The 25,139-nt window shown below is 67.0% G+C and carries 22 protein-coding genes and 1 pseudogene; 10 read left to right on the top strand and 13 right to left on the bottom strand.

Features of this window, described 5'->3' with window-relative positions:
• The first annotated feature begins 117 nt into the window (after nucleotides 1–117).
• Nucleotides 118–576: a GtrA family protein gene (locus JF66_RS13690; RefSeq protein ID WP_051973541.1), complete on the top strand. Its 459-nt coding sequence runs from the start codon at nucleotides 118–120 to the stop codon at nucleotides 574–576.
• Here the strand turns inward: JF66_RS13690 and JF66_RS13685 are convergent.
• From JF66_RS13685 to JF66_RS13675, 3 genes are all read right to left on the bottom strand, one after another.
• A complete protein-coding gene (locus JF66_RS13685; protein ID WP_035879027.1) occupies nucleotides 573–1,937 on the bottom strand; it encodes an LCP family protein in 1,365 nt (454 codons plus the stop codon). The two genes, JF66_RS13690 and JF66_RS13685, sit on opposite strands and share 4 nt — an antisense overlap.
• On the bottom strand, nucleotides 1,934–2,401 hold the full coding sequence (gene purE / locus JF66_RS13680) for a 5-(carboxyamino)imidazole ribonucleotide mutase (protein WP_051973542.1): 468 nt from the start codon (nucleotides 2,399–2,401) through the stop codon (nucleotides 1,934–1,936). The genes JF66_RS13685 and purE overlap by 4 nt, the downstream gene beginning before the upstream one ends.
• A gap of 98 nt (nucleotides 2,402–2,499) precedes the next feature.
• Entirely contained in the window at nucleotides 2,500–3,636 is a 1,137-nt protein-coding gene (locus JF66_RS13675) for a 5-(carboxyamino)imidazole ribonucleotide synthase (protein ID WP_035879026.1), read from the bottom strand.
• Nucleotides 3,637–3,764: 128 nt separating this feature from the next.
• Between JF66_RS13675 and JF66_RS13670 the strand changes: the two genes are divergently transcribed.
• Nucleotides 3,765–4,340 (top strand): GtrA family protein, encoded by a 576-nt coding sequence (locus JF66_RS13670; protein ID WP_051973540.1) that lies wholly within the window; start codon nucleotides 3,765–3,767, stop codon nucleotides 4,338–4,340.
• A 162-nt stretch (nucleotides 4,341–4,502) separates the two neighbouring features.
• Here JF66_RS13670 and JF66_RS13665 read toward each other — a convergent pair whose 3' ends face one another.
• Nucleotides 4,503–5,081 (bottom strand): PH domain-containing protein, encoded by a 579-nt coding sequence (locus tag JF66_RS13665; protein ID WP_081882387.1) that lies wholly within the window; start codon nucleotides 5,079–5,081, stop codon nucleotides 4,503–4,505.
• A 23-nt stretch (nucleotides 5,082–5,104) separates the two neighbouring features.
• Nucleotides 5,105–5,956: a biotin--[acetyl-CoA-carboxylase] ligase gene (locus JF66_RS13660; protein ID WP_035879025.1), complete on the bottom strand. Its 852-nt coding sequence runs from the start codon at nucleotides 5,954–5,956 to the stop codon at nucleotides 5,105–5,107.
• A 201-nt stretch (nucleotides 5,957–6,157) separates the two neighbouring features.
• Here JF66_RS13660 and JF66_RS13655 point away from each other — a divergent pair, with 201 nt between their 5' ends.
• Both JF66_RS13655 and JF66_RS13650 read left to right on the top strand, forming a co-directional pair.
• Nucleotides 6,158–7,762: an acyl-CoA carboxylase subunit beta gene (locus tag JF66_RS13655; protein ID WP_035879024.1), complete on the top strand. Its 1,605-nt coding sequence runs from the start codon at nucleotides 6,158–6,160 to the stop codon at nucleotides 7,760–7,762.
• Between the two features lie 45 nt (nucleotides 7,763–7,807).
• Nucleotides 7,808–8,047: an acyl-CoA carboxylase epsilon subunit gene (locus JF66_RS13650; RefSeq protein ID WP_035879032.1), complete on the top strand. Its 240-nt coding sequence runs from the start codon at nucleotides 7,808–7,810 to the stop codon at nucleotides 8,045–8,047.
• A 411-nt stretch (nucleotides 8,048–8,458) separates the two neighbouring features.
• On the opposite strand, the gene JF66_RS13645 is transcribed toward JF66_RS13650, so the two are convergent.
• From JF66_RS13645 to JF66_RS13630, 4 genes and pseudogenes are all read right to left on the bottom strand, one after another.
• On the bottom strand, nucleotides 8,459–9,496 hold the full coding sequence (locus JF66_RS13645; protein ID WP_035879023.1) for a hypothetical protein: 1,038 nt from the start codon (nucleotides 9,494–9,496) through the stop codon (nucleotides 8,459–8,461).
• Nucleotides 9,493–10,857 carry a sensor histidine kinase gene (locus JF66_RS13640; RefSeq protein ID WP_051973538.1) on the bottom strand — a complete coding sequence of 455 codons (1,365 nt, stop codon included), beginning with the start codon at nucleotides 10,855–10,857 and terminating at the stop codon, nucleotides 9,493–9,495. The genes JF66_RS13645 and JF66_RS13640 overlap by 4 nt, the downstream gene beginning before the upstream one ends.
• A complete protein-coding gene (locus JF66_RS13635) occupies nucleotides 10,850–11,551 on the bottom strand; it encodes a response regulator transcription factor (RefSeq protein ID WP_231556424.1) in 702 nt (233 codons plus the stop codon). Before JF66_RS13635 ends, JF66_RS13640 begins: the two co-directional genes overlap by 8 nt.
• A gap of 39 nt (nucleotides 11,552–11,590) precedes the next feature.
• Nucleotides 11,591–12,911 (bottom strand): annotated as a pseudogene (locus JF66_RS13630) (class I SAM-dependent RNA methyltransferase).
• A 63-nt stretch (nucleotides 12,912–12,974) separates the two neighbouring features.
• Here JF66_RS13630 and JF66_RS13625 point away from each other — a divergent pair.
• Both JF66_RS13625 and JF66_RS13620 read left to right on the top strand, forming a co-directional pair.
• The gene (locus tag JF66_RS13625) at nucleotides 12,975–13,724 is read left to right on the top strand and encodes a nucleoside triphosphate pyrophosphatase (protein ID WP_035879021.1); all 750 of its coding nucleotides are present in this window, start codon (nucleotides 12,975–12,977) and stop codon (nucleotides 13,722–13,724) included.
• Nucleotides 13,725–13,845: 121 nt separating this feature from the next.
• On the top strand, nucleotides 13,846–15,636 hold the full coding sequence (locus tag JF66_RS13620) for a biotin carboxylase N-terminal domain-containing protein (RefSeq protein ID WP_035879020.1): 1,791 nt from the start codon (nucleotides 13,846–13,848) through the stop codon (nucleotides 15,634–15,636).
• Nucleotides 15,637–15,774: 138 nt separating this feature from the next.
• On the opposite strand, the gene JF66_RS13615 is transcribed toward JF66_RS13620, so the two are convergent.
• Nucleotides 15,775–17,211 carry an NAD(P)H-quinone dehydrogenase gene (locus JF66_RS13615; protein ID WP_035879019.1) on the bottom strand — a complete coding sequence of 479 codons (1,437 nt, stop codon included), beginning with the start codon at nucleotides 17,209–17,211 and terminating at the stop codon, nucleotides 15,775–15,777.
• 162 nt (nucleotides 17,212–17,373) lie between these two features.
• Here JF66_RS13615 and JF66_RS13610 point away from each other — a divergent pair, with 162 nt between their 5' ends.
• Together JF66_RS13610 and JF66_RS13600 are read left to right on the top strand one after the other, a co-directional pair.
• The gene (locus tag JF66_RS13610; RefSeq protein ID WP_035879018.1) at nucleotides 17,374–18,207 is read left to right on the top strand and encodes a purine-nucleoside phosphorylase; all 834 of its coding nucleotides are present in this window, start codon (nucleotides 17,374–17,376) and stop codon (nucleotides 18,205–18,207) included.
• Between the two features lie 827 nt (nucleotides 18,208–19,034).
• Entirely contained in the window at nucleotides 19,035–20,729 is a 1,695-nt protein-coding gene (locus tag JF66_RS13600) for a phospho-sugar mutase (RefSeq protein ID WP_035879029.1), read from the top strand.
• 308 nt (nucleotides 20,730–21,037) lie between these two features.
• Here JF66_RS13600 and JF66_RS13595 read toward each other — a convergent pair whose 3' ends face one another.
• The 3 genes from JF66_RS13595 to JF66_RS13585 are packed head-to-tail and all read right to left on the bottom strand — an operon-like array spanning nucleotide 21,038 to nucleotide 22,897.
• A complete protein-coding gene (locus tag JF66_RS13595) occupies nucleotides 21,038–21,313 on the bottom strand; it encodes a PTS sugar transporter subunit IIB (protein ID WP_035879017.1) in 276 nt (91 codons plus the stop codon).
• Entirely contained in the window at nucleotides 21,310–21,783 is a 474-nt protein-coding gene (locus JF66_RS13590) for a PTS sugar transporter subunit IIA (protein ID WP_369798024.1), read from the bottom strand. Before JF66_RS13590 ends, JF66_RS13595 begins: the two co-directional genes overlap by 4 nt.
• A 19-nt stretch (nucleotides 21,784–21,802) precedes the next feature.
• Complete coding sequence (locus JF66_RS13585; protein WP_035879015.1) at nucleotides 21,803–22,897, bottom strand: adenosine deaminase; 1,095 nt, start codon at nucleotides 22,895–22,897, stop codon at nucleotides 21,803–21,805.
• A 462-nt stretch (nucleotides 22,898–23,359) separates the two neighbouring features.
• On the opposite strand from JF66_RS13585, the gene JF66_RS23690 reads away from it, so the two are divergent.
• Nucleotides 23,360–23,797: a hypothetical protein gene (locus JF66_RS23690; RefSeq protein ID WP_035879013.1), complete on the top strand. Its 438-nt coding sequence runs from the start codon at nucleotides 23,360–23,362 to the stop codon at nucleotides 23,795–23,797.
• On the top strand, nucleotides 23,781–24,263 hold the full coding sequence (locus JF66_RS13575; RefSeq protein ID WP_051973537.1) for a DUF559 domain-containing protein: 483 nt from the start codon (nucleotides 23,781–23,783) through the stop codon (nucleotides 24,261–24,263). The genes JF66_RS23690 and JF66_RS13575 overlap by 17 nt, the downstream gene beginning before the upstream one ends.
• Nucleotides 24,264–25,139: the final 876 nt, after the last annotated feature.

Here is a 25,139-nt window from a genome sequence, read left to right as displayed (position 1 = left end):
CCAGCGTCGGCACGCTCTGTAGGCTGAACAAACCGCATGTGTGCCATCTGCAGCGACAACAGAAACACAGGGACGTTCACGTGCGTACACCGTTTTTCCCCAATTTTCCCAGGACACATGCGCACACGACTTGGCAGACTGGTCCGAGACCAGCGAATTCGGTTTCTCGCTGTCGGAGCAACCAACACGTTCGTGGGCTATCTCGTCTTCTCGGCGTTCACGCTGTGGGTCTTTGCGGATGTCCCCCTCGGCTACCTGCTCAGCCTCGCGGTCTCATACGTGGTGGGCATCAGCCTGGCGTTTGTGCTCTACCGCCGCTTCGTTTTTCCGGTACACGGCCACGTTGTGCGGGACTTCGCCCGGTTCGTGAGCGTGTACGTCGTGGCGATCGGCATCAACGCGGCCGCGCTGCCCCTGCTCGTCGAGGGGGCCCGGGTGCCGCCGCTGGTCGCCCAGCTGCTCATCCTTGTGGTCACGACGCTGCTGAGCTTCTTCGGACACAAGAAGTTCTCGTTCCGCCGCACCGACCCCGAGCAGTCTCCCCCGAATCGAGACCCCAGGAGGCGACGGGGCTAGCCGGCCGGGGCATCCGTTGCGGGAGGGGCCAGAGCAGCGTCGATGAGAGCGGTGATCTGGGCGTAGTCCGGGTTCTCCGGGTCGACGCCGTTGTCGGGCGTGAGCGCGACACCCTCGACCGGCAGCGTTTTGGTCTTCGACGCGAGATTCACGAAGTAGCCGAGCATGCCCTGCGGCACGTCGGTCTTGACGACCTCCTTGCCGGCCTTGGCCACGCCCTGGAACTGGGTCAGCACATTCGCCGGGCTGGCCTGAGAGAGCAGGGCCTCCTGCAACTGTCGCTGCCGGTTCATGCGGTCGTAGTCGCTCGTGCCGTGGCGGGAGCGGGCGAACCACAGGGCGTGATACCCGTCCATGTGCTGCATGCCCGGCTCGAACCAGAACGCCACCGTGGTGAACGTCTCGTCTTTGTGCACGGGAACGCGGCTCTGCACATCGATGTCCACCCCGCCGAGCGCATCGACGAGGTCGGAGAAGCCCTGCATGTCGATGAGCACGTAGTACTGGATCTGCAGCCCGGTGATGCCCTGGGCCGCTTCCTTCGTGGCCTCGATGCCCGGGGAGCTGCCCTGGGCGACCGCGTCGGGGTAGAGGAACGGGCGTTTGATTTCGCCCTCGGTGTAGATGGAGTTGAGGATGCAGGCATCCGTGTCACAGCCATCGATGGCTCCGTAGCCCTTCGGGTACAGGGCACCGAGGGCGGACCCGGCCGAAAACGGCACGTTTTCGAGGTTGCGCGGCAGGCTGATCATGGTGGCCTGGCCCGTGTCGGCGTCGATGCTCACCACGGAGATGCTGTCGGGGCGGAGGCCGTCGCGGTCGGCCCCCGCGTCGCCGCCGAGCACGAGCACGTTGTAGCGTCCGTTCACGGGGGGTTCGCTGGCCCCGGCGACGAACACGTCGGAGAGAAAACCACTCGCTGTCGTGGCGACGTAGGCGCCGTAGCCCGCGGTGCCGCACACGACCAGCATGACGGCCGTCGTGAGCAGGGCGATCGCCGGTCGTGCGCGCGGCCCGGCCCGCACCAGGCGCACGAGGCGCAGCGTGTCCAGGGTGAGCATCAGCCAGACGACGGCGTAGAAGGTGAGCACGAGCGCCGCGGCCCACAGCCCGAGGTTGCTCGTGAAGATGCTGAGGAAGATCTCTGGCCAGACCTTGTAGACAATCAGAGTGACAGTGGCCAGCGCCACGAAGGTGAGCGTGGACCCGAGTCCGAAACGGCCGAGACGACGGTTGCCGGCGAGAACCTGCACCGAGCCGGGCAGGGCAACGTTGAGCACCACGAGCCACCAGGCCCGCTTGGTCATCGTCTGCGGCGACCCGAAGTCCGGGTAACGAATCGGGTTGGTGATTTGGCTCATAGGCGGGCCTGCAAGTCGCGGTTCTTCTGCTCGGCCTGCGCACCGAGGTCATCGGAGAATGCCTCAAGCTTGAGCCGGAGGGAATCATTGGATGTGGCGAGGATCTTCACCGCGAGGAGGCCGGCATTGCGCGCGCCCCCGATGGAGACGGTGGCTACCGGCACGCCGGCCGGCATCTGAACGATGGAGAGCAGGGAGTCCATGCCGTCGAGCAGGCCGAGCGGCACGGGCACGCCCACGACCGGGAGGGTCGTGACGGATGCCAGCATCCCTGGCAGGTGTGCGGCACCACCGGCACCGGCGATGATCACCTTGAGACCGCGTTCACGGGCGGTCTCGCCGTAGGCGATCATCGCGTGCGGCGTGCGGTGCGCGGAGACGACCTGCACCTCGCAGGCCACGCCGAAGTCGCGCAACACCTGAACGGCCGCGCTCATGACCGTGAAGTCCGAGTCGGAACCCATGACCACACCCACGAGCGGAATCGCCGCAGCGGCTCCTTCGGTGGCGGGCACAGCGGTTTCGGACACAGATTTGTCTAGCACGAGGACGATCTTATGGCTCACTCCTGCAGAAACGCCGCAGTGGCACGCGCCTGATACGCTACGTCGTCCAGATCGTCGCCGCCGGCGGTCACATGGCCCACCTTACGGCCGGGCCTGGACGCCTTGCCGTAGCTGTGCACCTTCACCAGCGGATGCTCCGCGAGGGCCACCCCGTAGCGGTCGCCGAGAACACCCCCGGCCGGCCCGCCGAACACGTTGATCATGACCGACCAGGCATCCCGAGCGCCCGTGCTGCCCAGCGGCAGATCAAGCACGGCGCGCAGGTGCTGCTCGAACTGGCTCGTGGTCGACCCGTCGATCGACCAGTGGCCGCTGTTGTGCGGGCGCATGGCGAGCTCGTTGACGAGCAGTCGGTCATCCGTTGTTTCGAACAACTCCACGGCCAGCACACCGGTGACGCCGATGCCCTCCGCCACGGCCACCGCGATATCGGCGGCCACCTCGGCGATGCGGCCGACGGAACCGGGGGCGGGCGCGATCACTTCAGCACACACTCCCCCACGCTGCACGGTCTCGACGACCGGCCACAGGGCGATCTGGCCGGACGGGCGACGCGCCACGACCTGGGCGAGCTCACGGCGGAATTCCACGAGTTCCTCCACCAGCAGGGCGCCCCCATTGGCGTCCTCGGCGAGCGCCGTGAACCAGTCGTCGGCCTCGTGTTCGTGGGACACGACACGCACGCCCTTGCCGTCGTAGCCGCCGCGGGCCGTTTTGACCACGGCGCGCCCACCGTGCTCGGCGAGGAAGGCACCGAGCTCATCGGAGGTCTCCACCCGCGCCCAGTCGGGAACGGGAAGGCCGAGCTCGGTGAGACGCTCGCGCATCAGCAACTTGTCCTGCGCGTAAAGCAACGCGTCCGGGCCCGGGTGCACCTGCACGCCGCGGCGCACGAGCTCGCGCAGGATCTCCTGCGGAACATGCTCGTGATCGAAGGTGATCACGTCGACGGTCTCGGCAAAGGCCACAACCGTATCGAGGTCGCGGTAGTCGCCGACAGCCACCGCGGCGAGCGCGGCCGACATCCCCGGCTGCTCGGCGAGCACGCGGAGGTCGATTCCCAGCGCCACGGCGGCGGGTATCATCATTCTCGCCAGCTGGCCTCCGCCAATGACACCAACGGTCATACCCATATGTTCACCATTCCCTGTGCAGATGTTCAGACGAACGTGGTTATTCTCAGGTTGTCGTTTCACGCTAGACATATACTTCGAGCTTCGCGGACACCACGCGCTAATTTTACCGATCGATGGATGGATGCATGACGACAATCTCGATCAACCGTAACCGGCTGCTGAGCTTCGCCGGGCAGGTCGGCAAGTTCGGCGCGGTCGGACTCGTGGGATTCGTCGTCGACGTGGCGGTCTTCACGCTGCTGCGCACGACCGTTTTCACGCCAGAGAACATGCACGCGGGCCCGATCTACGCAAAGATCATTTCCACAACACTCGCCATCGTGGCGAACTGGGTGGGCAACCGGTTCTGGACGTTCGGCGAACACCGACAGACCCGCGCCCTGCGCGAAGGTCTCGAGTTTCTCGCCGTCAGCCTCGTGGGAATGGGCATCGGCCTGGCATGCCTGTGGATCAGCCACTACGTGCTCGGCTACACCAGCGTGCTCGCCGACAACATCTCGTCGAACGTGATCGGGCTCGCCCTCGGATCGGTGTTCCGGTTCGTGCTCTACCGCTACTGGGTCTTTTCACCCTCGCGCCGCGGCGCAGCGGCCGAGCTGGAAGCCGACCTGGACTCATCCGCTCCCACGGCGATGGAACTCGACGCCATCGAGCTGCATGCCGTGCGCCTGCAGGCCAAGGCCCAGGCCCAGGCCCAGTAGGCAGCCTGGGGGCTTGCCTCCCCGCTGATCGAGGCGCGACGAAGGAGCGCTTGGATCGAGCTTGTCGAGATCGAGACCGCGCAAGCCGACCCTCAGACCGATGGAGCTCTCATCAGGCCTCGATCGCTCGTGCCTCGCGCCTCGACCAGCGCGGGGACGGTGCTAGGAGCTGCGACCCCAGGCGGGGGTGCCGGGGGCGAAGGACGAGGTCTCCTCGCGGCCCAGCCCGATGTAGCTGCGTGATTCGTGCATCAGGTCGTTGAGCACCTGCTGCACAAGGTCGGCGTTCGGCACGTCCTTCAACAGAAGCGGATGCTCGAGCCCCGTGTTGATGCTCACGGTGCCGGATCGCCACAGGGACTGCAGCCAGGTCTGGCGCACGGTCACGTCGTAGCCCCGGCTGTGCACCAGTTCATGGCGCACACGCACGAAGAAACCGTGTCGAAAGATGATGCGCCGTGTCGTGATCGTGTAGCGGCGACTGAGCCAGAGCACCAGCGGAAGCAGCCACCCGACCATGGACAGCAGCACCGCGCCCACGAGCAGCGCGGTGTTCTGCCACGGCAGCGCCAGATTGCCGAAGTAGAAGCCGGTGATCCCGCACACGGCGAACAGCAGGATCGTGGGCCAGAACAGCACGCGCGCATGCGCCCGCAGCCGGGCGACGACGCGCTCCGGCGGCTGTGCAGCCGGAGACAGAGGGCCCGTGGTCGCGTTGCGGGCTGTCTTCTTCTTGCTCATAGCGGTTTTCTACTCACAGTCCATTAATACCTCAGGTGCGTCACATCTCCCGCTGCGACAGCCTGAAGCTCGCCATCGATGTCGTTCTTCACAACCAGCCGGCCGTCGTCGTCGATGCTCTGGGCGACGCCGACGAGGTCGGAGCCCCCCGGAAGCTCCACCCGAACGGCGCAACCGAGCGTGCCGCAGAGTTGGGTGACCGCCGCCATCAGCCCACTCGCGACAGGGTCTCCGTTCGCGGCCAGGAATGCTCGATACAGTTCGCCGAGTCGAGTGAGGTACATCGCGAGCACGACGTCGGCGTTCGGCTGGCTTCCCGTCACGAGCAGCAGCGACGTTGACGTGAGCGTGGGCAGGTCGTGCTCGGAGAGCGAGAGGTTGAGCCCGGCGCCGATCACGATGCCGCGTGTGTCCGGCAGCAGCTCGCTCAAAATACCGGAGACCTTGTAGCCGTCGATCAGAACATCATTGGGCCATTTGAGAGTGACATCGTGGCTCGGCGGCCGGTCCTCGGGGGCGGCGTCCGCAGTCTCGGGAACACGCGCAGCATCGACGACGTCACGCACCGCGAGCGTCATGGCGGCGCCGGCGAGCAGCGGGAACCAACCGAGCCGGTGCGGCGGCAACGCGCCGCCCCCGGGAAGCTCCGGGCGGAGCAACGTGGAGATGGCAAGCGACTTGCCGGTGGGGGCCAGCCAGACCCGCCCGAGCCGACCCCGTCCCTGGGTCTGGTTGTCGGTGACGACCGCGGAGAAATCGGGCCAGCCCGCGGCATCCGCCCCGGTGGCATGCCCGACGAGCACGTCGTTGGTCGACCCGGCCTCGGCCAGATACTCAAACCTTGACACAACCGGTTGGCTGGCTGGAAACTCCATGTGGCACCCTTCGTCGGCATAACTCCGGCAATTCTGCCGAATCTGCCCTCAAACACCCATTTTGGGCCATTTCTGCACACGCCGCAGGCATCACGCCGATGGAGGCACGGTAACCCAAGGGGAATCGACCAGTGAAACCGGGCTTCTTTGTGGCTAATCGTCAACGGGTGCTGGTCAGGGCTGGCCGGTAGAGTAAAACGCGTGACTGAGAACACGCCCGTTGCGGGCCCCGACCTGTACACGACAGCTGGAAAGCTTGCCGACCTCAAACTGCGCTATCACGAGGCCGTGACCGCGAGTGGGGCAGCCGCCGTGGAGAAACAGCATGCCAAGGGCAAGATGACCGCCCGCGAGCGCATCGACCAGCTGCTCGACTTCGGCTCGTTCGTTGAACTCGATGAATTCGTGCGCCACCGCACCGTGGCCTTCGGCATGGAGAAGAAGAGGCCGTACGGCGACGCCGTCGTCACCGGAACCGGAACCATCCACGGGCGCCAGGTGGCCGTGTATTCCCAGGACTTCACGATCTTCGGCGGGTCGCTCGGCGAGGTCGCCGGCGAAAAGATCATCAAGGTGATGGACCTCGCGCTCAAGACCGGCGTGCCGATCATCGGGATCCTCGATTCCGGCGGAGCCCGCATTCAGGAGGGTGTCGTGGCCCTCGGCAAGTACGGCGAAATCTTCCGCCGCAACACCGCGGCGTCCGGAGTGATCCCGCAGATCTCGATCATCTGCGGTCCCGCCGCCGGTGGCGCCGTGTACTCCCCCGCGCTCACCGACTTCGTGATCATGGTCGACAAGACCAGCCAGATGTTCGTCACCGGCCCCGACGTGATCAAGACCGTCACCGGTGAAGACGTGGGCATGGAAGAGCTCGGCGGCGCGCTCACCCACAACAAGGTCTCCGGCGTTGCCCACTACCTGGCGAGCGATGAGACGGATGCCCTCGACTACGCCCGCACTCTGCTGAGCTACCTCCCCGACAATAATCTGGCCGAACTCCCCGTGTTCGACAGCGAGGTGGAGCTCGAGACGACGGATGCCGACCGCGCGCTGAACGTCATCATCCCCGATTCCCCGAACCAGCCGTATGACGTGAAGACCGTGATCATGAGTCTCGTCGACAACGGCGAATTCCTCGAGACGCAGCCGTTGTTCGCGCCGAACATCGTCGTGGGCTTCGCCCGCATCGAGGGACGGTCCATCGGAATCGTCGCCAACCAGCCGAGCGCCATGGCCGGTACCCTTAACATCGAGGCCGGCGAGAAGGCGAGCCGTTTCGTGCGGTTCTGCGACGCTTTCTCTATCCCGATCCTCACGCTGGTCGACGTGCCCGGCTTCCTGCCCGGCACCGACCAGGAATGGACCGGCATCATCCGCCGTGGCGCGAAGCTGCTCTACGCCTACGCTGAGGCTACCGTGCCCCTCGTGACCGTGATCCTGCGCAAGGCCTATGGTGGCGCGTACATCGTGATGGGCTCCAAACAGCTCGGGGCCGACATCAACCTGGCCTGGCCGACCGCGGAGATCGCCGTCATGGGTGGCCAAGGCGCCGTGAACATCCTCTACCGTGCCGAAATCAAGCAGGCGGAGGCCAATGGCGAAGACGTGGCCGCGGTACGCACCAGGCTCGCGAATGAGTACACGTACAACGTCGCCAGCCCATTCCTGGCCGCCGAACGCGGCGAGCTCGACGGCGTCATCGAGCCGGCCGCGACCCGTGTCGCCGTGACGAAGGCGCTACGCGCGCTCCGCACCAAGCGCGCCTCCCTTCCCGCCAAGAAGCACGGCAACATCCCGCTCTAGGGCACCATGACACTGACCATCGACATCGCACCGGCAGAGACAAACATGAATGAGACACTGAAGCCGTCCGAGTTTGATCCCTCGGAGATCATCTTCGTCACCGAGGGCGTGACGCCCACCGAGGCCTCCGCGGTTATCGCCATCCTGCGCAGCCTGCTGCGGGAGGAGTCGGACGAACGCCGCTCGGCTCCGAGTCGTCACCAGAGCGCGTGGCAGGTCAACCAGCGCGCCATCCGTCGGCCGATCGCCGCCGGGCAGGGCAGCTGGCGCAGCTTCTCGGGGTAGTCAGGCGCGGTGCGGCACGCTGTCCTCCTAAATGCCGACTGCGCTGTGTGGGTAAAGAAGACGAGAATAGAATTGCTCGGTGTTGCTCACAGAGTCACACCACCACTTTTTCGCCGACTAGGGTATTGAGGCGAACGAGTGGGGGCGAGCACGGGTGGCATTCGGGTTGCCGCTTGCGCTCGAAATGTTGACAGGGGACCTGCTTCGGCAGGTCCCCTTTCGCATGCGTACCGCCGGCGGCGGCTCACGCGGCCCGTCGAGGCACGACGCGGTCGAGCCCCCGCGAGCCGACCCGTCTCACCGGGTCTCGATCGCTCGTGCCTCGCGCCTCGACCAGCGGAACTTCGCTCGTACCTCGCGGCTCGACCAGCGGGACCCTCACGCATCGACGGGCGGGAGGTGCACGTGGAGTTAGTGCTGTTTGGTCGCCGTGAGGGCTCGAGGGATCTCCAGCCACAGGTCGACCTCGTCACCGGTGTCATCGTCGTTGAGCGCCCCGGAACACGGCTCGGCGCTCCGCAGCCCGACGACCGTGACGGCGGTGTCAGACCCATCCGCAGCCGTGCGCACGATGATCTTGTCGGCCGTCGTGCGGGAGATCGCCTCTGCGAGCGTATTGAGCACCCGCTCAAGCTCCGCGCCGACGATATCGTCCATGGCACCCTCGTCGAGCAGCGTCACGATCGCACCGCGCCTTCGCGCGAGCATGACCTCGTCGCGCACCGCGTCATTGAGGAGGCGGCGCCCACGGATCTCGTCACGGATAGCGGCTTCGAGGTAACGACATTCCTGACGTTCGGTTTCATCGAGCGCGCCGCCGAGATGGACGATGCGCTGCAGCATGGCGAGAGCCAGCCGGTTAGTGTGCGTGAGACGCACCTGGCGCTCATACAGGTGCGCCTCCTGAGCGGCCTGCCAGCGCGCGGCCTCACGTTCCGCGCGGGAGAACTGCTGGGCATCGCGTGCCGCCTTCGCGAGTGCGCGTGAGAGCAGGGCCGCCGCCGCCACCCACACCGCGCTACCGATGACGCCCATCGAGCCGAGCGCCGCCGGGCCGGCCCAGACGACCGTGTGAACGATGAGGAAGCCGGTGCCGATCCAGGCAAGCGTCGGTCGCTTGCGCGTGGCCGTAATGGTGAGGAGGGTGCCTACGGCTGCGACGTACCAGGTGGCGTACCCGTTGTTGGGCGACGAGCCATCGAGTTGGCTTCCGACAATCAACGGCAGGGCCCCGGCCACGGCCACGTTGAAGAAGGCCAGGCCCAGAGGCATCCGAATCGGACTCGTCGGCCAGAGGCTGAGCACGCTGGCGACCGCGTAGAGCACCATGGCCGCGATGATCGGCGCCGGGGACAGCGGCAGGTTGAGTGAATAGATACCGAGCAGAATGTGGTAACCGGAGAAGAGCGCGGCGAGACCGAGAATCAGCCGACGGTAGTGATTCATCATGCCGTCACTCCCCCCGGCGTCAGCAGGCCGGTCTCGTTGCCGGGGTCGTCCAGTTCAATCGAGGGGATTCCGTCGAGTTCGTCGACCTCGAGGGGAGGCTGGTCATCGGGGCGCGGCCACTGCAGGGTGATGATCGTGCCCTTTCCGACACTCGTGCGCACGCACACGAATCCGCCGACGCTCGTGACGCGTTCCTGAATCGATACCCGGAGTCCGAGTCGTTCCGTGGGAACGAGCGCAGAATCAAACCCCACTCCGGCGTCGGCGATTTCGATGCGACACCCCTCCTCGGGAGTCGCACTGAGGGTCAGCGCACGTTTCACCGGGACGGTCGCCGTGCCGGCGTGCTGCACACTGTTCACCATCGCCTGCAGGGCGGCCGCGAACAGGGCGTCGCTCACCTGCTCGGGCACGGTCACGGCGTCGTCGGAGGTGTCGACGAAGGTGAACGGAACCGAGGAGGCGGCGGCCTCATGACGCAGGCGGATGCCCAAGCGATGGAAGGGGATGCGCGCCTCGTCGTCCGGCCGTGCCGCGCTGGCCTCCAGCAGGCGATCCACGGCGTTCGCGGCCATCGTGGCGGCGAGCTCGGCGCCCTTCTCGGTGCGTGCACCGGCGGCCGACAACAGCGTAGCCAGCACGCTGTCGTGCACAATGGAGTCCACCTCGACGCGCTCGACTTCGGTGGCGTGCTGACGGACCGCAACCGAATACTGGGCGAGGGCATTGCTCTGCGCCTGATCGACATTGGAGGTTGCGGTGCGCAGCATGGTGATGATGATCAGCACGACCTGCCCGAGCAGCACGGCGTAGAGAACGTCGAGGGAGGCCAGCAGCAGGTCGGCCTGCCCGCCGGATGGCTCCATCCGCACGACGCCATAGACAACCGGCGCGACGACGGTGTAAATGGCCGCCCACCGCACGCTGAATCCGATCGCCGCACACGAGGTGGCGACCGTGCAGAGATACCAGAGCCACGGTTTGTCACTTACCTCGGCGACCATGCCCGACACCACGATCGGCCACGCCGCCAGGGCCAGCAGATACACAATGGCAAGGCTGCTCGTGGCCACACGGACACCCCGCTTGAACACGGTCGCGAACACCACACAGGCGACGGCCAGTCCCAGCCCGAAGGCCATCAGGTACGTGCCGATGGACGCGTGTTCCTCAAACTGATGCAGCACCGCCGGCAGGCTCTGCAGGGCAAAAATGACCGAAATGCCCGCTACGGAACGCGACAGCACCGTCTCGATCTGCGCGCGGCTGAGCGAATTGCGCGGCCGAGTTCCCCCGACCAGTAGTTCGTCTCCACGGCCGACGGGACGGACGCGGGAGTCGGCCGCCTGCGCTTTAGACACGGCCGTCCCCGGCCTCTGTATCCAGCCCAGGGAGGATTCCGTCTTCGACCGCGCGGCGGAGCAGGTCGACCTTAGTGGGTGCCGGGCGACCGACCTCCACGTACTTGACGCGAATGCGGTCGAGGTATTCCCGCGCGGTGGAGTGCGCGATTCCGAGTTGCATCGCCACCATTTTCAGCGGCAGCCCGGAGGCGTAGAGGTGCAGAACGTCGCGCTCACGGCGCCCCAGCTGGGCCTTGGCGAAGTCGCGGTCGGCGTCGATTGCCGTCGCCCATTCAAGGTTGTTGAGCACGTCGCCGCGGGCGACCGAGGCGATGGCCGCCATGACTGTGGTGGTCGGCGAGGACTTGGGGATGACCCCGGCCGCCCCCGCGGCGAGTGCCTCACGCACCGAGGCGACGCGGTCGGCGATGCTGTGCACGAGCACGGCCGAACCCGTGCTCTGGGCCAGTTTCACGTTGTCCGTGATCAGGGAGCCGTCACCGAGGGACAGGTCGAGAACGATCACGTCGCAGACCCGTCCGTGCAGTCCGTCGACGAGGTCGCGCACGGTCGCTGCGGTGAACAGCACCGTGTAACCGGAGTTCTCGCACGCCGCTTTCAGCCCCAGCCTCACCGACTCGTGATCGTCGACGAGCGCGACCAGGATCGGTTTGTCAACGGATGCCGGTGTCTCGGCTGGTGCCTGCGTCACGATTTCACTGCTTTCGTTGGTTTCTAGGGTTAACGATAGCTATTTGACCAGAACGGCGACGGCTTCGACATGGTGAGTATTCGGAAATAGATCGAATGCGCGCAGTTTCTTGAGCTCATAGCCGTATCCGGCGAGCAATGCCACGTCTCGGGCCAACGCCACGGGATCGCATGCGACATACACAATCTGGCGCGGCGCCAGGGTGCCGAGATGGTCGATAACGACCTTGCCGGCGCCGGAACGCGGCGGGTCAAGCACGACCGTGGCGGCCTGCAACCGGGAGCGCTGGGCGGCATCCGCTTCACGGATCACCCGCTGCAGGTACCGGTCGACGCGGTCGGTTTCGGCCCGTGGCGCCCACCCATTCCTTGAGGTTGGTCGCCGCGAAGTTGACGGCCTCCGGGTCGCTTTCCACCGACGTGATGCGCACGGAGCTGCCGAACCGGTCGCCCACGGCCGCGGCGAGCAAACCCACCCCGCCGTAGAGGTCGAGGTTCGTGGCACGGGGGTCGAAGAGTTCGGGGTCAATAGCGTCTTGCACAGCCCGGAAAAGTGTTTCGGCGGCGCGGGAGTGCACCTGCCAGAAACCGGAGACGTCGAGTTCGAACTCGCGATCACCGACGCGCTCGCGGATGACGCTGCGCGGGCTGGGCCGGGGCTTGCCGTGCTTGTCTTTCTCCGACACGAGCACGCGCACGGGCCCCTCCGAGGGGGCGACGAGGTTGACGGTGGCCGCGTTGTGAAACAGCGTGTCGAGGGGAGCGATCTCCTCGATGGCTCGTTCGGCCAGCGGCAGGTCGTTCACCCGAATGACGCGATGCGAGCGGGCCGCATACGGCCCCACGGTTCCGTCGTCATCCACGTGCAGGCTGATGCGGGTGCGCCAGCCGGTCCCGTCCATGGCGTCACCGGGACTCGCGTGCTCACCCACGGGAACAGCCTCCACCGTGACAGGGCTGTCGATGCCGGCCATGCGCTGAAGCGCGTCGGCGAGGACCCGGCGTTTGAGCTCACGCTGGAACCCCAGCTCGATGTGCCCGAATTCGGCGCCGCCCGCCCGGTCTTCCGGGGCACGGTCGAGGGCGGCGGATGCCCAGACGTGCGGCTGACGCTCCGGCGCCGCATCGATCACGTCGATGGTTTCGGCGCGCCAGAAGCTCTTGTGATTGGCCTCGGTCAGGCGGGCGCGCACACGCTCGCCGGGGAGGGTGTCGCTGACGAAGACCACACGGCCCTCGTGCCGGGCCACGAAGATTCCGCCGTGGGCGACGTTGGTGATGTCGAGTTCGATCTCGGCGCCTACCGCGGTGTCGGATGTTGGTTCGTGCGCCGACGTGTTCTCTGTATTACTGATGCCCATCCCTCGATAATCCCACACTGCCCCCCGAACACCCCCCTCCGCGGGCAAACATAGACTTGATCTATGCGTCTTATTTTGGCTTCCACGTCTCCGGCCCGCCTGGCCCTGCTGCGCGCGGCCGGGGTCGAGCCCGAACTCGTCTCCCCCGAGGTCGACGAAGACGCGGTCACGGCCGCAGCGAACGCCGCCGCCGGAACGCCGCTCGCTCCCGCCGCGGTCGTGCAACTCCTGGCACGCTCGAAGGCTGAGGCCGCGGCCAGACTGACCGCTGCCGACGGCACGCCGGCCCAGGTGTCCGACGGTCCCGACGGTCCCGACGGTCCCCGATCGCATGGCTCGGCCGGCGCAAGCGCGGGCAACGCCGCCGCCGCGGCATCCGGTGTCTCGCTGATTCTGGGCGGAGACTCGGTGTTCGTGCTCGACGGGGTGATCTACGGCAAGCCGCACACGATGGCGACGGCGCACGAGCGCTGGCAGCTGCAGCGCGGGCGCACGGGCACGCTGTACTCCGGACACTGGCTGATCGAGGTTGTCGACGGCGTGCCTGGCCGAGCCGTCGGCGCGGTCGCGGAGGCCGAGGTGAGTTTCGCTGACGACATCACGGATGCCGAGCTCGACGCCTACATCGGAACCGGCGAGCCGCTCTACGTGGCCGGCGCGTTCACCATTGACAGCCTCGGCGCGCCGTTCATCACGCGCATCGTGGGAGACCCGTCCACGGTCGTGGGGCTGTCGCTGCCGACGCTGCGTCGGCTCGTCGCCGGGCTCGGTCACCACTGGCCCGACCTCTGGAATCGCCGCGGCGCGATCTGATTGTGTCGGCGTTGTGAGAGGCCGATTGTCAACCAGTTGTAGGCATCCGCACTGATTTGGCGTGTGTTTTTGTGGGAGAGAACCAAAAGGGTTCGACCGCGGCCCCATAAGCTTGGGACTTGTGCCACTCATAACGAAGGTCCTCATTGCCAACCGGGGCGAGATCGCTGTCCGGGTGATTCGTGCTGCCAAAGACAGCGGGATTCTTTCCGTGGCCGTCTACGCCGACCAGGATCGCGATTCCCTGCACGCCCGCCTCGCCGACGAGGCCTACGGACTCGACGGCACGACCGGTGCGGACACATACCTCGTCATCGAGAAGATCCTCTCGGTGGCGCGCCGCTCCGGCGCCGACGCCGTGCACCCCGGCTACGGCTTCCTGGCTGAAAACGCCGACTTCGCCCGCGCCGTGATCGGCGCCGGACTCACCTGGATCGGGCCCTCGCCCGAGGCGATCGACCGTCTCGGCGACAAGGTTTCGGCACGCCACGTGGCCGAAAAGGTGGGCGCTCCGATGGCTCCCGGAACGCTCAACCCCGTCGTCGACGCCGCCGAGGTGCTCGCCTTCGTCGATCTGCACGGCCTGCCCGTAGCGATCAAGGCCGCCTTCGGCGGCGGCGGGCGCGGCCTCAAGGTGGTGCGCGAACGCGCCGACGTGGCCGAACTCTTCGACTCGGCCACGCGTGAGGCCATCACGGCGTTCGGACGCGGCGAGTGCTTCGTGGAGAAGTTCCTCGACAACCCCCGTCACGTGGAAACCCAGTGCCTCGCCGACATGCACGGCAACGTCGTCGTCGTGTCGACCCGCGACTGCTCGCTGCAACGCCGGCACCAGAAGCTCGTGGAAGAAGCCCCGGCCCCGTTCCTCACCGAGGCGCAGACCACGGAGATGTACCGCGCGTCCAAGGCCATCCTGAGCGAGGTCGGCTATGTCGGGGCCGGAACCTGCGAGTTCCTGATCGGCCAGGACGGCACCGTGTCCTTCCTTGAGGTGAACACCCGCCTGCAGGTCGAGCACACCGTGTCGGAGGAAGTCACGGGCATCGACCTCGTACGTGAGCAGTTCCGCCTCGCCGCCGGCGGCGTGCTCGATTACGATGACCCCATCGCCGTGGGCCACTCCTTCGAATTCCGCATCAACGGCGAAGACGCCGGCCGAGGCTTCTTCCCCTCCCCCGGACCGGTGCACGTGTTCAAGCCGTCCGGCGGTCCCGGAGTGCGCGTGGACAGCGGAGTGCAGTCCGGCGACGTGATCTCCGGATCCTTCGACTCCCTGCTGGCCAAGCTGATCGTCACCGGTGCCACGCGCGAGGAGGCGCTCGAGCGCTCGCGCCGCGCCCTGGACGAGTTCGAGGTGACCGGCCTGCCGACCGTGCTGCCGTTCCACCGCCAGGTCGTGCGCGACCCCGCATTCGCCCCGGCCGACGGCGCACCGTTCTCGGTGTACACGCAGTGGATCGAAACCGAGTTCGTGAACACGATCGAGCCCTGGACCGGCACGCTCGAGGACGCTGTTCCCGTTCCGAAGCGTCACAACGTGGTCGTGGAGGTGGAGGGTCGCCGCATCGAGGTGAGCCTGCCCACCCGTTTGCTGCCCGGTTCCGCGGGCGACGCATCCGTTGGCCCGGCTCCCCGTCGTCGCGGCGGATCCGGAGCGGTCGCTGCCGACCGTGGCGATGCCGTCAAGGCGCCCATGCAGGCCACGATTGTGAAGCTGCTCGTGGCCGACGGGGACGTGGTCGTCAAGGGCGACCTGCTGCTCGTGCTTGAGGCCATGAAGATGGAACAGCCGCTCACCGCTCACCGCGACGGCGTGGTCGGAGACCTCGCCGCCGTTGTGGGAGTCACCGTGTCGTCGGGCTCGCTGCTGCTCACTGTCACCGACGCCGTGCTCGAGTCCGACGCCGCGTAGCGCGGCGCCCCACGGGGCCGCGCCACACCGCATAACTCCTGCAGATTCTGAGCCGACCCCAATTCGGCCCCGAAATCACGAGGCCGTCCCGTCAGGCCGTGCCGATTTGCAGGAGTTATGCGCCGGTCGCGTGGGGCGCTAGAGAACCACGTGCATGGCGCGGGCGGCATCCGTGAGCGAGTGCGTCAGCGAGGGGTAGACCGGGAACGCCCGGGCAACCTCGTCAACCGTGAGGCGGTGCTCCACGGCGAGGGCAAGCGGGAAGATGAGCTCACTGGCCTTCGGGGCCACGATCACTCCGCCGATGACGGTGCCGCTGCCCGTACGAGCGATGAGCTTCACGAAGCCGTCCTTGATGCCCATCATCTTGGCGCGCGGGTTGGACGAGAGCGGCAGCTTGTACACATCGCCCTGGGCGAGGCCGTCTTCGATCTGCTTCTGGGTCCAGCCGACGGTCGCGATCTCGGGCTGCGTGAAAATGTTCGCGGCCACGTTGCGGATTTCGATCGGGTTGACCGTGTCGCCCATGGCGTGAAACACGGCCGTGCGGCCCATCATCGAAGCAACGGAGGCGAGCGGCAGCTCGGTCGTGCAGTCGCCGGCCGCGTAGATGTTCGGGATCGACGTGCGCGCGACGCGGTTCACCTGAATGTGACCGGACTCGGTCAGCTGCACGCCGGCCGCCTCCAGCCCGATGTCCTTGGTGTTCGGTACGGAACCGACGGCGATCAGGCAGTGGCTGCCCTTCACCTCGCGTCCGTCTTCGAGCGTGGCCAGCACGCCGGTTTCGGTGCGCACGACGGATGCCGCGCGAGACTTCGACATGACGACCATGCCGTTGCGCTTGAAGACGTTCTCGATCACGTTGGCGGCGTCGGCGTCTTCACCCGGGAGCACCTGGTCGCGGCTCGAAATCAGGGTGACCTTGGCACCGAGCGCCCGATAGGCGGACGCGAACTCGGCGCCGGTGACACCCGAGCCGACCACGATGAGGTGCTCGGGCACAGCCTTGAGGTTGTACAGCTGGGTCCAGGTGAGGATATGCTCCCCGTCCGGCAGGGCCGACGAGAGGATGCGGGGGCTCGCGCCCACGGAAACGACGATCGTGTCGGCGTCGATGCGATCGAAATCTGTTGCCGTGGCGTCGGCGGAGGTCGCCACAATCACGGCCGTGGTGCCGTCGAGTCGACCGTGCCCCTGCACGAACTTAACGCCGGCGCGGATGAGCGTGGCCTTCATGTCTTCGGACTGCTGGCGCGCGAGGGCGAGCAGACGCTTGTTCACCGCGGCCAGGTTGATGGCGACTTCGGGGCGCAGGGGTTTGCCCGTTTCGCCCCGCACGAAGAACTGCACTCCCAGGTCGGTGGCTTCGCCGATCGAGTTCGATGCCTCGGCCGTGGCGATGAGGGACTTGGACGGCACGACGTCCGTGATGACGGCTGACCCGCCCACGCCGACGCTTTCGACCAACGTGACCTCGGCACCCTGCTGGGCACCCGCGAGGGCCGCTTCGTATCCGCCAGGCCCTCCGCCGAGTACAACGATGCTCTGCTTGCGTTCGAACTCATAGGCCATGTCCCCCATTCTCTCAATTCCCACGCCCCCCACCAAACCTTCGGAGGAGCGCCAGACCGGGAAATGTGCGGATTCGGAGCCTGAGATTGGCATTCACCGCCCCAAATCGTCGGGTTTGGCTGAGAATGTCCGTCGAATTCGTCGGTCAATTAGAGTGGGGGAATGCTCAAGACCGACACAAACCTGCTCGACGCGCCAGAAACCGATCCTTTCGACGTCGCACGGACCGCCGCCCAGCAGATTGCCGACATCACCGGAGTGCCCCGCCACGACGTTGCCCTCACCCTCGGAAGCGGCTGGGGCAAGGCCGCCGACCTCATCGGTGAAACCACGCACACGATCCCCGCCCAGGAGATCAGCGGCTTCAGCGCCCCCGCACTGGCCGGGCACGTGGGCACCCTCCGCTCCGTCTTGCTGCCGAGCGGCAAGCGCGCCCTGATCATCGGCGCCCGCACCCACTACTACGAAGGCCACGGGGTGCGCCGGGTCGTGCACAGCGTGCGCACGGCCGCAGCCACCGGCGCGACGACCATGATTCTCACCAACGGTGCCGGCGGCATCCGTGAGACCTGGACGCCCGGCACCCCGGTGCTGATCAGCGACCACATCAACCTCACGGCGGATTCGCCGCTCGAGGGTGCGACCTTCATCGACCTGACCGACCTGTATTCGTCGCGCCTGCGCGACCTCGCGCGGTCGATCGACCCGACCCTGGACGAGGGCGTGTACTGCCAGTTCCGCGGGCCGCACTATGAGACGCCCGCTGAGGTGCAGATGGCGAAGGCCATCGGCGGCCACATTGTGGGCATGTCCACCGCTCTCGAGGCCATCGCCGCCCGTCAGGCCGGCATGGAGATCCTCGGGCTCTCGCTCATCACCAACCTCGCCGCCGGCATCCAGAAGACCCCGCTGAGCCATGGAGAGGTCATCGAGGCCGGCCAGCACGCCGAGCCCGTGATCAGCGCGCTCCTCGCCCGGATCGTGGCCGCACTGTGAGCGTGAACGACGCCGACACCGGCGACGTGACGCCCGCACGCACGAGTGGTCGCCATTCCGCCCGCGCCGATGATGCCGAAACGGATGCGAACGCGCCCGTCGAAGCCGTGAAAACCGCGGAGACCGCAGAACCCGTGAAGACCGCGGAGACCGCGGAGACCGTGGAGCCCGGCACGCCCGCCGAACCCGAGGAAACCGTGGAGCCCGGCACGCCTGTGGAAGCCGTGGAAACCGTGAAGCCCGGCACGCCCGCCGAACCCGCGAAGACCGTGAAGCCCGGCACGCCCGTCGAACCCGCGGAAACCCCCGCACCCGTCGGAGCCGTTGACCCTGCCGCCGTTGAGCCTGTGGAGCCCGCGGCACCTGTGGAGCCCGCGGCACCTGTCGCGCCCATCGCCACGGTTGCCGCCGCATCCGCTGCTGCCGAACCGGAGGCAGAGCCCGCCACGGACGTGACGGCGACGCCTAATCCCTGGCTCCCGCTCGGCACCGCCGCGGCGACGCCCGCTGGCGACGACGCCATGACACGCGATGCCGTGGCAGCCGCCCAGCTCGACACCGACACCGACACCGCTGTGCTCACCGTGCAGGCCGAGGATGAGGGCACCCCCACACTCGCGATCAGCACGGTGCACGTACCGGCGACCGACTCGCAGCCGTTTGACCTGCCCGCAGCAGAGGCACTGACCAACGCCCGCGTCGTGGACGCCCCCACCACCGCCATGGACACGATCGACACCCCCTCGGCGACCCCGTTCGCCGATGCCGCTTCCTCGGCCGCCGGCGCGCTGCTGGCCGCCGCCACGAACGCCGTCAGGTCGGACACGATTGATCCCACGATCGCGCTGATTGCCACCGCGCGTGCCTGGCTGGTGCAGGACCCCGACCCGGAGACCCAGGCCCAGCTGCGCGGCATCATCAACGGTGCCTCCGACGGCGACGCCGATGCCCTGGCCTCCCTGCATGACCGCTTCGACACCCGTCTCGAATTCGGTACGGCCGGCTTGCGCGGCGAAATCTCCGCGGGCTCCAACCGCATGAACCGCGTGCTCGTGTCGCAGGCCGCGGCCGGTCTGGCCGCCTACCTGCTGGAGCAGGCCGCATCCGGTGTCACGCCGTCGGTGGTGATCGGCTACGACGGGCGCAAGAACTCCCAGATCTTCGCGACCGACACCGCGTCGATCATGTCGGGTGCGGGCGTGCGCGCGGTGCTGCTACCGCGGCTGCTGCCGACCCCCGTGCTCGCCTTCGCGGTGCGCCACCTCGACGCGAGCGCCGGCGTCATGGTCACCGCCTCGCATAACCCGCCGAACGATAACGGCTACAAGGTGTACCTGGGCGACGAGAATAACGGGGCCCAAATCGTGTCGCCCGACGACAAGCTCATCGCCTCGGCCATTCTGGCCGTTGCCGCCGACAAGCTCGTTCCCGAGCTGCCTCGAGCCGCCTATGAGACCGCCGAGGAAGACGTGGTGCGCGCCTACATCGACGCCACCGCGAGCATCGCGCACACGCCGCGCGCCCAGGTGAACACCGTGTACACCGCCCTGCACGGCGTGGGATGGGACACCACCCGCCGCGTGCTCGAGCAGGCCGGCTTCGACCTGCCGACGCTCGTCGACGCGCAAATCGCTCCCGACGCCGCGTTCCCCACGGTCGCCTTCCCCAACCCGGAAGAGCCGGGCGCTATGGACCTGTCGTACGAAACCGCGCGGGAGGTGTCGGCCGAGCTGATCATCGCGAACGATCCCGACGCCGACCGCCTCGCCGTCGCCATCCCGGACGCGTCCGAGGAGTCCGGCTACCGCCGTCTCAGCGGCAACGAGGTCGGTATGATCCTGGGCTGGCGCGCGGCGTCGCAGGCCGCCGAGGCCGCCGGCAACGAGCCGCTGACGGGCACCTTGGCGTGCTCGATCGTGTCGTCACCCGCGCTGCGGGCCGTAGCGGATGCCTACGGACTCGACTTCGCCGACACCCTCACCGGTTTCAAGTGGGTCTCGCGCGCGCCGGGACTCGTGTTCGGGTACGAAGAAGCCCTCGGCTACCTCGTGAACCCGGGCACCGTGCGTGACAAGGACGGCATCTCCGCCGCCGTCGCGCTGCTCTCGCTCGTCAGCGACCTGAAGTCGGAAGGCCTGACCCTGTCGGACTACCTCGACCGGTTCAGTGAGAAGTTCGGCCACTTCGCGTCCGGCCAGATCTCGATCCGCGTGAGCGACCTGTCCACGATCGCCCTCGTCATGACCCGGCTGCGTCAGACGCCACCGGAACTGATCGGGCGCATCCGCGTGGACCAGATCGATGACTTTCGCTGGGGACTGGGCGACCTGCCCCCGAGCGATGTGCTGCGCATCCGTCTCACCGACGGATCACGCGTCATGGTGCGCCCGAGCGGCACCGAGCCCAAGCTCAAGGTGTATCTCGACACGCACAGTTCCACGGGAACCATCGACGAGCGCCGGGCGGCGGCGGCGGCCGCCCTCAGCGAACTCGACGCGGGCATGCGTGCGTTGATCGCGTAGGCGTACCCGCCGGTCGAGATCGGCTCGCGCGGTCTCCCCCCACCGCTGGTCGAGGAGTGCGCCCTAGCGCGCGTCTCGAGACCACACGAGCCCGCTCCCAGACACGACCCGCGAGGCCTCCCCCACCCCGCTGGTCGAGGAGTGCGCCCTAGCGCGCGTCTCGAGACCGCGCGAGCTGGCTCTCAGACACGACCCGCGAGGCCTCGATCGCTCCTTCGTCGCGCCTCGACCAACGAGACACGAGAAGCGGCTGTCGAGGCACAAGGGAGCGAGGGCCTGAACAGGCCTGTCGCGGAAGCGCAGCCGGGCTACGAGCCGAGCGCCACGTCGAGCTTGGCCACGAGCTCGTCCACATCGAAGTAGTTCAGGATCACGATCACGTCGGCGTTCGTCTTGCCGATGGCGCCAGACAGCTCCGACGAGGTGAGGATGACCTGCGCGTCGGCGGCTTCGGCGCGCACGCCGGCAACATCCGTGGCGACGACGTGCGCCTCAATGTCAAGCCGTTCGAGGGCGCGCTCGGCGTTGACCTTGAGGATGGCGGAGGTGCCCACTCCCACGCCGCACATCACCACGATCTTCATGAGTCCGACCCCGAAGGCTCGTGGCCGAACAGCGCACGCACGAATTCGGCATCCGTCGCGCCGGCAAGAGCGGGAATGACGGATGCATCATTGAACACGTTGGCGAGTTCCGCCACGAATCTGAGGTGCTGGTCTTTTTCGGACACGGCCAGGCCCACGATCACGCTGACCGGGTCGTTGTGCGGGTGCCCGAAGACCACGGGCTCGGCCAGCGTCACGACGCTGAGCCCGTCGGCCAGCACATCAGGGCCCGGCCGGGCGTGCGCGAGCGCCAACCCCGGCGCAATCACGATGTACGCTCCGAACTCGTCGATGACGCTGATCATGCGCTCCGTGTACCCCGACGTCGTGGCGCCGGAACGCTCCAGAGCGGCTCCCGCCGCCGTCACCGCAGCTCGCCAATCACCGACGCGTGCACCGATCGTGATGGCGGAAAGCGGAAGCGGCGGCAGCGACATGGGATCTTTCATCAGGGGCGGTATGAGGCGATCAGGCGTCGGCAAAGCCGGCGATGATCGCGTTCGTCAGCTCTTCGCGGTCTTCGAGCGGCAGGAACGCGGCGGCAGCGGCATTGAGCTGGAACACCTCGAGGTCGTCCAGATCGTAGCCGAAGGCGTCGCTCAGCAGCGCGAGCTCCTGGCTGAGTGAGGTGTCGCTCATCAGGCGGTTGTCGGTGTTCACCGTGACCTTGAAGCCGAGCTGGTACAGCAGGTCGAAGGGGTGGTCGAGCAGGTCGTCGCCCCAGGCCGCGATGGCGCCGGTCTGCAGGTTCGACGACGGGCTGACCTCAAGCGTGATCTCGCGGTCGCGCACCCACTGGGCAACCGGGCCGAGGGTGACAAAGGTGTTGTCGTCGTCCTGGCGCTCGATCGTCACGTCTTCGGCGAGGCGCACGCCGTGGCCGAGACGCAGGGCGCGCCCGTCAAACAGGGCGCTGCGGATGCTGTCGAGCCCGTCGGCCTCTCCGGCATGCACGGTCGTCGGCATGAATTCACGGGCGAGCAGGTCGAAGGCCGCCGTGTGGTTGCTCGCGGGGAACCCCAGCTCGGCCCCGGCGATGTCGAATCCGACGACACCGTCGTAGCGGTACTTCACGGCCAGTTCGGCGATTTCAAGGCTGCGGTCGGCGTGGCGCATCGCGGTGATCAGCTGGCCGGTGCGGATGCTCTTGCCCAGGGATTCGACGTGCTCGATGCCGGCCTCGAGGCCGTCCTGAACGGCTTCAACGGTCTCTTCGAGGGTGAGGCCGCGCGCGAGGTGCTGCTCGGGAGCCCAGCGCACCTCTCCATAGATCACGCCGTCGAGGGCGAGATCTTCCACGTATTCCTTCGCCACGCGGAACAGCCCCTCACGGGTCTGCATCACGGCACAGGTCACGTCGAAGGTCTTGAGGTACTCAACCAGGGAGCCGGCGCTGGACTGGTCAACGAACCACTCGCGGAGGCTCTCGGCATCCGTTGCGGGCAGATCGAGGCCGATGGCCTCCGCCAACTCAATGATTGTCTGCGGACGCAGGGCGCCATCAAGGTGGTCGTGCAGCGAGATCTTAGGCAGGGTGTTGATGCTCACGCCGCCGCCGGACATCAGGAATTCCTCTGGAGTCGTATTCACGACTTAACTCTAACCGGAGAGCACCGCCAAGTCTCCATGTTTGCCGTGGGCACGCTGCACGTCTGTCCGATTACCGCGGGCCGCCACGGTGCGCCGAGGCGCGGCACTGGTGCGCCGCTGATGCGCCGCTGGTGCGTCGCTGGTGCGTCGCGTGCCGAGATGCCAACTTATGCCCCGACGGGTACGCGATACTCCAAATTTGGCCCCTTGCCACCTGACGAACGGGCACAAGTTGGCACCTCGCCGCGGGGTCGGCCCACCCATGGGGCGGAAGTTGGCACCTCGACGCGGGCCGGCCCACCCATGGGGCGGAAGTTGGCACCTCGACGCGGGCCGGCCCACCCATGGGGCGGAAGTTGGCACCTCGACGCCTGCGCGGGCGGGCAGCCTGTGGATAGCTCCACAGGATCCCGGAGTCGGTGCCATTCTCGGGCCATGCATAGACGAACTCCACTTCCGCCCGGCTTCGCATACGGGGCGTTCACGACCGAGCAGGCCGACGCCGCGGGCGTCTCGTCCAAACGACGACGCTCGAGTGATCTTGAGCATCCGTTCTGGGGAATATGTGTCGCCGCGGGCAGCGTGATCGGCGCGATGGACCGCTGCCAAGCCTTTCACCAGCGGATGCCGGCGGGTGCCTTCTTCAGCCACGCAACGGCCGCCATACTCTTCGGAATGCCCCTCCCCACGAACGTCGAGAACGACGAGCGCCTGCACGTGACTGTCGTCGACCCGAGCCGAACGCTGAGGACCCGCGGAATCATCGGCCACTGCGCCGACGTTCGCCCGCGTGTGGTCACGGTCGCGGGAATGCCTGTTCTACGACCCCGTCGCGACGTGGTGCCAACTCGCCGTCGTGCTGGGGCTGGCTGACCTCGTCGCAGCGGGAGATCACCTGCTGCGGCCGGAGTTCGCCCTCGCGGGCACGGCCGATATCGCGGTCGGCGTGGCGCAGAATTCTGGGCAGCGGGGTTCGCGTCGCGTGCGGGAAGCGGCCGAGCTGATTCGCCCTCGCGTGGAGTCCCGCCGAGAGACGCTGTTGCGCCTGTTTTTGCTGGAGTGTGGTTTTCCGGAACCGGAAACGAATCTGGAGATTCCGCTGCCTCCGGGCAAACCTCACGTGCGGGGAGATCTGGTCTATTTCCGCTACAAGGTTCTCGTGGAATACGACGGGGAGCAACACCGCACCGATGACGTGCAATTCAACCGCGACGCCGAGCGTCTGCACGACCTGCGCGCGGCGGGCTGGCTGGTGATCACCGTGCGCAAGGCATCGTCGAGGGATTGGGTGCGCGATGCCGTCGACGAGGCGCTGCGGTCGCGCGGCTGGCGCCCGTAGTCCAGGGCTTCCCAGACCACCAACCGCCAACTTCTGCCCCATGGTGCGCCGCGAAAGGGCAGAAGATGTCACTTCGCGGAGACCTAGGGGCAGAAGATGGCACTTCGCTGAAGCCAAGGGGCAGAAGATGGCACATGACGCGGGCCCAGGGACAGAACAGGGCGCGTCCCACACGAGATGACAACTTCGGCCCCATGAAGTGCCACGACGGGACAAAAGTTGGCACATCGCTGAAGCCCAAGGGCAAGGGCAAGGGCAAGGGCAAGGGCAAGGGCAAGGGCAAAAAGGTGGCACATCACGCGGGCCCAGGGACAGAACAGGGCGCGTCCCACACGAGATGACAATTTCGATCCCATGAAGTGCCACAAAGGGACAAAATTTGGCACGTCACGGAAGCCAAGGGGCAAAAGTTGGCACTTCACGCAGGCCTAGGGACAGAACAGGGCGCGTGCCACACGAGATGACCATTTCTGCCCCATTGAGTGCCACGACGGGGCGGAAGATGGCACGTCGCTGAAGCCAGAGACAGAGATTCGTGCGTCGCACAGGCCACGAGGCAGGAGATGGCACGTCGCCGACGCGAAAGGGCGCGAAAGGGCGCGAAGAAACGCGAAGATGGCACGTCGCGCTGGCCACCAGGCAGAAATTGGCGCATCCCACGCGAGACGACAACTTCGGCCCCACGGAGCGCCACGAAGGGGCAGAAGATGGCACTTCGCGGAAGCAAGGGGCAGAAGTTGGCGGGTCGCACGCGAGATGCCAACTTCGGCCCCACGGCCGAGGCTCCGGACCCGGCGCGCCAGCAGCGCCAGCAGCGTCAGCAGCGTCAACAGGGGCGGCGGACAGGCAGCGCCAGCAGCGCCAGCAGCGCCAGCA

Origin of the sequence: Cryobacterium sp. MLB-32 (assembly GCF_000738085.1) — a bacterium.
GTDB lineage: Bacteria > Actinomycetota > Actinomycetes > Actinomycetales > Microbacteriaceae > Cryobacterium.
The sequence above is the reverse complement of the archived record's forward strand: the minus strand, read 5'-3'. Positions and strand labels throughout refer to the sequence as shown.